The sequence below is a fragment of the Rhizobacter sp. P3_C12 genome, assembly GCF_056402735.1.
Map to the genome: position 1 here is coordinate 1 of NZ_JBFUGW010000580.1, position 1,368 is coordinate 1,368.

At 68.9% G+C, this 1,368-nt stretch carries 1 protein-coding gene and 1 pseudogene; both read left to right on the plus strand.

All coding sequences use genetic code 11. From position 1 onward, the window contains the following. Positions 1-1,186 (plus strand): pectate lyase family protein (locus tag AC1DXV_RS34645; protein WP_477938050.1); only part of this gene is annotated, 1,186 nt, incomplete at its 5' end. Then, positions 1,183-1,368: pseudogene (locus AC1DXV_RS34650) on the plus strand (hypothetical protein); the annotation flags it as partial. The gene AC1DXV_RS34645 and the pseudogene AC1DXV_RS34650, both read left to right, overlap by 4 nt.

Genomic DNA, 1,368 nt, shown 5'->3' on the forward strand with positions numbered 1-1,368 from the left:
TGCCCCCGCACCGGCTCCGACGCCTGCTCCCGCCCCGGCACCGGCTCCCGCGCCTGCCCCGGCTCCGGCCCCCGCGCCGTCGGCCGACGCCAGCACCGAGGTGGCCCCGGGCACCGGCTGGGCCAGCCAGTCCGGCGGCACGCGCGGCGGCTCGACCGCAGCGGCTGCGGCGATCTACCGGGTCGACACCGCGACCGAACTGCTCGCCGCGATCAAGGCGGGCGGCGACAACGCGAAGATCATCAAGGTCACCGGTCGCATCGACATGGCGGCAGCCGACAACGGCGGCGCCTTCAAGAGCACCTCGGACCAGGCCAATCGCGGTGAGCTGAAGCTCGGCAGCAACACGACGCTGATCGGCGTCGGCGCGACTGCCGGCTTCGTCAACGCGAACATCAAGATCAACGGCGTCGACAACGTGATCGTGCGCAACCTGACCATCATCGACCCGTGCGACGTGTCGCCGCTGTGGGACCCGAACGACGGCTCCAGCGGCAACTGGAACTCGGAGTTCGACGGCATCACGGTGGACGACTCGACCCACGTCTGGATCGACCACAACCGGTTCACCGATTCCCCGGTCACCGACGACCTGCTCGCAGTCGTCAACGGCAAGCGCAAGCAGTGCCATGACGGCTCGCTGGACGTGAAGAACGGTTCGGACTACGTGACGATCTCGAACAACGTCTTCGACCAGCACGACAAGAACAACCTGATCGGCTCGTCGGACAGCAAGACCTCCGACAACGGCCACCTGACGGTGACCTTCCACAACAACCTGTTCACCAACATCACCGAGCGCGCGCCGCGCGTTCGCTTCGGCAAGGTGCACGTCTACAACAACCTCTACCAGGGCAGCACGGCCAACGCGGCCTACCCGTACGGCTACAGCATCGGCGTGGCCTACCTGGCGAAGATCATCTCGGAGAACAACGTGTTCGAGATCCAGGGCGCCAACAGCTGCGCGAGCGTGATGAAGAACCCGGGCTCGTCGAGCAAGACCGGCGCGATCGCCGAAGCCGGCTCGCTGCTGAACGGCGCGGCGCTGAACATGTCGCAGTGCAGCTTCTCGAGCGACGTGGGCTGGACGGTGCCTTACAGCCGCAGCGCGCTGCTGCCGGCGGCGTCGGTGAAGGCTTCGGTGCAGGCGCAAGCCGGCGTCGGCAAGCTGACGGTCAAGCCATGAGAACCGGCGCGGGCCTGGGCCCGTTGTTCATCGCGGTGTCGGCCGTGCTGCTGGGCGGTTGCGGTGGCGGGTCGCAGGACACCACCTGGGCCGGTGGCAACACCGACGGCYCGGCCCTCGGGCCGGTGACCGGCACGCCGGCGCCTGCGCCAGCGCCGGCCCCCTCGCCCGCGCCCGCGCCG